4 protein-coding genes are annotated in these 5,605 nt (G+C 70.5%); 2 read left to right on the forward strand and 2 right to left on the reverse strand.

The features are described 5' to 3' along the window. Positions 1-555: 555 nt before the first annotated feature. Entirely contained in the window at positions 556-2,100 is a 1,545-nt protein-coding gene (locus QEZ54_RS36090; RefSeq protein ID WP_281309287.1) for a sigma-70 family RNA polymerase sigma factor, read from the reverse strand. A 247-nt stretch (positions 2,101-2,347) separates the two neighbouring features. After that, positions 2,348-3,637 carry a cellulose binding domain-containing protein gene (locus tag QEZ54_RS36095; protein ID WP_348650609.1) on the reverse strand — a complete coding sequence of 430 codons (1,290 nt, stop codon included), beginning with the start codon at positions 3,635-3,637 and terminating at the stop codon, positions 2,348-2,350. 251 nt (positions 3,638-3,888) lie between these two features. On the opposite strand from QEZ54_RS36095, the gene QEZ54_RS36100 reads away from it, so the two are divergent. Together QEZ54_RS36100 and QEZ54_RS36105 are read left to right on the forward strand one after the other, a co-directional pair. Continuing rightward, positions 3,889-4,833 carry a PaaX family transcriptional regulator C-terminal domain-containing protein gene (locus QEZ54_RS36100; protein ID WP_281309288.1) on the forward strand — a complete coding sequence of 315 codons (945 nt, stop codon included), beginning with the start codon at positions 3,889-3,891 and terminating at the stop codon, positions 4,831-4,833. Between the two features lie 337 nt (positions 4,834-5,170). Then, the coding region (locus tag QEZ54_RS36105) for an endo-1,4-beta-xylanase (protein WP_281309289.1) at positions 5,171-5,605 on the forward strand (435 nt) is incomplete at its 3' end.

Raw genomic sequence — 5,605 nt, forward strand, 5'->3', positions numbered from 1 at the left:
CGCGCTGGTGTCCACCGACGCGGCTTCGGCGTTGCTGGTGCTGACAGCGGCCATGCCCGCGGTGGCCAGGGCGGTGACCACGGCCATGGTCAATGCTGCGCGCCAGCCTCGCCTGCGGGCGGTGGGCGGTGTGGCGGTGCTGATGCCGGTCACGGCATCCTCCTTCGGGAACGGATCAGGGCACGACGGGGCGGGGCCGGGGCGGGACGTATCGCGGGTGATCGGCCGTGGTGATGCGACGGAGCCGATCGACCACTGCGGCGCTGCCCGGCGATGACGGTGTCGCCGGTGCGCCGTGGGGCGCGTCGGTGAAGACGTCACCCGCTCCAGCGGCCACTTTCATGTTGTGCTGCTTGTGCGCCGGCTGCCCCGGCTCGTCGAATGTGACCGATAACATGGGTGTTAGTCAAGGGTCGCGAAAATGTTTCAGAGCCTTGCTTGCTGCCGGATCGGTAGTCCGGCGGTAGAGGTACCGCTAAGTGCCAGGCGAACGCTCACACGGACGGTCGCGATCGTCAGGGTGAGCGGCGGCGCCACCCTGACCGACGGCTGCGGCTATGCCAGCGCGGAGCGGATCCGGAACGATCCGCCGAGACGGAAGGCGGCGGAGCCGTCAGTCTGATCGACCCACATCTGGCCGTCCCGGTGCCGCAGGAACCAACCGGGATAGTTGGACGACTCAAGCAGGACTGTGCCGTCGAGCGCCCCCGCGTGCACGCAGAACGTCGCGTCGCCGCGGAACAGCGCGGTGTCCAGCCGCGGGTCCAGGCGCAGCCGCCATGACAGATGGCGCAGATACCGTCCGTCGGCGGCGCGGAACGAGAAACACGCCGGGTCGCCCAGGCCTGCCACCACGTCGAAAGTCGCCTGCCGACGCGCCGTGGCGGCGCCGGAGGCCGACAGCGGCTGCAGCACGCCGAGGCCGTCGGCGGTGGTCACATACTGGCCGGGGGAGTCACCCGCCTCCAACGACACCGGCCCGACTGCCAGCAGACCAGCCGGGCTGGGTGAAGTCCGGGGCCGGGTGCTGGTCGAAGTGGCGCGTACGACCGAAGGGCTCGCCGCGGCGGTCGGTGCGGCCGCTGCGGACATCGTGGCCGGTGGCCGGGGTGCCGTGGCCGCCGAGGGCGGCGGGGGAGGGGGCGCCGGCCAGGCCAGGGCGGTGACGGCGACCGCCATCACCGCAGACCCGCTTACGGTCGCGGCGACCGGCGCGGCCGCGAACGCCTTGGTCAGGCTGCCGAACAGCCCGGAGTTCGCCGCGGCGCCGACCGTCACCGGCAGGGACGCGGCGGCACCGATGCCTTTGCCGAGCACCGCGGCGGCGAGCGCCAACGGGACGGGCAGCAGGGCGAGCCCGACGAGCAGCTGCTCGGCGGGCAGCAGGTCGTCTGCTGCCTGATCGCAGTCTTCGCAGGCGCGCACGTGCCGGATCAGCCGCTTGCGCCACGGCGAGCTCGGCGTGCCGTCCCAGTCGGCTGTCAGGCCGTTGAGCGCGACACACCGCGGTCGCTGATCGAGAGCCGCCACCATGGCGCGGCAGAGCTCCAGTTGCTGGCGCATCCGTTGCACGCGTACGCCGGCGTGGGCGACGCCGACACCGGCCGCCGCGGCCAGTTCGGCACGGGTCAGCCTGCCCGCCAGCTCCAGCCACCACAGCGACAGCAGGATGCGGTCGTCGTCGTCCAGCCAGTGTGCCGCCCGCGCCGTCTGGCCTCTCTGCGCGGCGAGGTCCAGGCGCAGCATCGTCAGCTCTTCGAAAGCCGGGTCCGCGTCCGGCACGTCGACCAGGTCGTCGAGGCCGCTGGAGGTGTGTGCCGCGGATGTGCGCCGCCGCTGCAGGTGGGTGCTCACCTGCCGGACGGTTATGGTCCCCAACCAGGCTCGGAAGGTCTGCGGCTCACGTAGTCCCCGCAACTCGCGTACGGCGCGAACCATCGCGTCCTGGACCACGTCGTCGACGTCGGCGGAGTCGAGCGCCCGGCGCGCGATGGTGTAGACGAATGGCAGGTAGGCCCGGAGCAGGGCTTCGAGAGCGCGACGGTCACCGGCTTGCGCCGCAGTGACCAGGGTGGCGTGGTCTGGGCTGGTGGATGGCATGTTCCGTATCGCTGTCCGCAGTGGATCGGGGGTTGACTGTCGCCCAGGAACGCCCCTGCGTCAAGCCGCGGTGTGGTGGATGAGCGGTGACGCGGGTGCGCGACTCTCGGGACTGGGTGTGCGTAACGATTTCTGACGACAGATTTTCCGGGTGCCTGCTGGTGGATTCGGCGGCACAGCGGCGGTATGGGCCGACCGGTACCGAACGGGTCGGCCCATACCGGTGCCAGGTGTCGAGGTCGGCGGATCAGGGGCTCGTGCAGGTCGGTGAGGGAGTCGACGGATTTCCGTTGGCGAGGAAACCGAACGTGGCCGACGTGCCTGCCGCCAGTGAACCGTTGTACGAGACGTTGCGGACCGACGCGGTCGTTCCGCTCACGGACAGGGTCCCGCTCCACACCTGGGTGATCGTCTGGCCGCCGCCGAGCGGCCACTGCACGGTCCAGCCGTTGACGGCGGAACTGCCGGCTGTGACCGTGACCTCACCCTGGAAGCCGCCCGGCCACGAGTTGATCGTCGTGTAGGCGGCGCGGCATCCGCTGCCGGGGGGTGGTGCGGACGGCGACGGACTGCTGCTCGGTGACGGGCTGCTGCTGGGTGACGGGCTGTTCGGCGGCGGACTGCTGGGAGGCGCGCTGGTGAACTGGGCCAGGAAGGTGTTCACCGCGGCCGAGGTCCAGGTGCGCACACCGCTGGTGCCGGTCGTCCCGTCCACCGGACTGGGGGTGTGGTCTCCGTCGAACGCGGCCCACTGCACCGGATATCCGGCGCGGCAGCCGGAGTAGAACGTGGTGACGTGGGTCAGGCTCCCCTGCGCGGGCTCGCGGGGACTCTGCGCGGTGCAGCCGTTGTTCCTGACGAACGTGTCCCGCAGCGAGCGTCCGTTCGAGATGTTGAGCACGCTGTCGTGGGTGCCGTGGATGCCGAAGTAGGCGACGGCCTGCGTTCCGCCGCCGCATCCGCTCAGGTTGGCGCCTGAGTAGACCACCACCGCGCGGAACACCGCCGGCCGGGCGCAGGCCAGGGCGTAGCTCATCGCGCCGCCGTAGCTCCATCCCATCGCGAAGACCTGGCTCGTATCGACGCAGAGATCGTTCTCGACGAGCCTGGTCAGGTCGTCCACCAGGGTCACGTCCCGGCCGTTGGTGTTGGCCCAGCCGTTGTCGATGCCCTGCGGCGCGACGAAGATGGTGCCGTTGTTCGCCAGCTGCTTCTGCCCGTAGAAGGCCCAGGCCGCGCCGTCGGCTCCGCCGGTGGCGACATCGTTGGCCGTGCCGTTCAGCCAGTGCAGACCGAAGATCAGCCGGTACGGACGGGTGCTGGTGTAGCCGTCCGGAATGCTCAGGATGTATCCGCGGTTCAGGCCGCCGCTCTGGATCGAACGGGCACCGCTGGTCAACGTCGGGCTCTTGCCGCATCCCGCCGTCGGGCCCGCCTGGGCCGAGTGGGGCAGTAGGAGCATGGCACCCGCCACCGCCGTGGTCAGCAGACCCGCCAGGGTGGCTCGGCGCCAGCCGGGTCCGGTCGTCGCTCTCATGACACTCCCTCGATCGAGGACAGTTCCGGGCGCTTCCCGCTGCGCCATGCCCTGCGCGCGGGACGACCCGGTCACGAAACGTCGTCGGGCTCCGGCGACGACGTGTGACAGGTAGTGTGCTCGCAGGGCAGTGAAGTGTCAATCGACTGTGTCTGATGTCGATGGTCGGCGACGCGCTGCCGTGCGCGGGGTGCGCCTATCATGGGCCGACCGTCGCCGTGGATCCTGTCCATCGCAGTACCGGAGTCGCCGTGGTAAGCCCGTTCGAGATCGAGGAGATATTCCCCGACGTCGCCGCCGGATCGCGCCTGCCGCGACGCCAGGAAGCGAACCCGGCCCAGGGGCTGGCGGCGACACTCGTGGCCGACTACACGCTGCCCACGCGTGCCTGGCTGCCGACCGCGGCGATCATGACGCTGCTGGGGGAGTCCGGGGTCAGCGCCGCCGGCGCACGCGCCGCCATCAGCCGCCTGGCCCGCCGCGGGGTGCTGGAGAGCTCTCGCCACGGCCGGCACAGCGCCTACCGGCTGACCCGGGAGGCCGCCGCGGAGCTGTCCGCCGGTGGTGCGTGGATCGCCCGGTTCGGTACGCGGGACGAACCATGGGACGGGTGCTGGACCCTGGTCGCGTTCTCCCTGCCGCAGGAGCAGAGTTCACCCCGGCGGACGCTGCGCGGCCAGCTGCGATGGCTCGGGTTCGCGCCGCTGTACGACGGGCTGTGGATCTCGCCGGACCTGCTGAACCCCACCGTCAGGCAGCGGCTCTCCGCCGTCGCGCTCGGCGCGATGACCGTCTTCCGGGCCGAACACGTCGACCTGGCGACCGCGACGAACCGCGACCCGATCGAGGCGTGGGACATCGCCGCCATCTCCCGGCACTACGAGGCCTTCGACCGGCGCTGGGGTCCCCTGCTGCCGGACGTCCGCGCTGGACTGGTCAGCGGGTCGGCCGCCGTCCGGGCCCGCGCCGAGATCATGGACACCTACCGGCGCATCCCGCTGCTGGATCCGCAGCTGCCCATCGAGCTGATGCCTGCCGACTGGCCCCGCGCCCGCGCCCGCGAGGTCTTCACGGCCGTCTACGACGGGCTGGCCGAGCAGGCCGAGGAGCATGTACGCGCGGTGGTGGGCGAGTCCGGCGACCACTTCCGCGCCGACATCGCAGCGCACAAGGTCGCCCGGATGGCCGCCGCCTGACATACCGATAGGCGTCCGGAAGTTTCGGAGCTGTCGTGGTGGTGATTGTTGTTGCCAACTTTTGCCGACCCGTGGAAGCCGGACCGGGGCTCTCGCCAAGATCCCTCCAATCTGGCGATGAAGTGGGAGAACATTGTGCGACAACGAATCGGCTGACCTACGCGGCCTGGCAGATTGTCCGTATTCTCAGGACAGTTCTTCCGGAAGGCTTTCGGAAGAAGCCATTGCGGACCCGCGATGTGAGTGGCAGCATGCGTCGGTATCAATCCCCCGCGGTGCCGGTGCGCGGATCGCCCCGCCCGGAGCGACCGGGCACCGGCCAAGAAAGGAGACCATGATGACCGCCTCTCCCACTGCGCATCGTGGCGCGGACCGGCGGAAACGGTCGCCGTTGCGCAAGGTGCTGCTCGCCGGCGCGGCCGGCGTGGTCGCGACGCTGGCCGTCGTGGCCGTGATCCCGAACGCGAGCGCCGCCGCGAGCACGCTCGGTGCGGCCGCCGCCCAGTCGGGCCGGTACTTCGGCACCGCCATCGCCGCGAGCCGGCTCAACGACTCGACGTACACCACGATCGCGGCGCGTGAGTTCAACATGGTGACGGCCGAGAACGAGATGAAGCCTGACGCCACGGAACCGAACCGGGGCCAGTTCAGCTTTGGTGCCGGTGACCAGATCTACAACTGGGCGACCCAGCGCGGCCTGAAGGTGCGCGGCCACACCCTGGCCTGGCACTCCCAGCAGCCGGGCTGGATGCAGAACCTCAGCGGAGGTTCG

Source organism: Catellatospora sp. KI3, assembly GCF_029948125.1.
In the GTDB taxonomy this organism is placed as follows: domain Bacteria; phylum Actinomycetota; class Actinomycetes; order Mycobacteriales; family Micromonosporaceae; genus Catellatospora.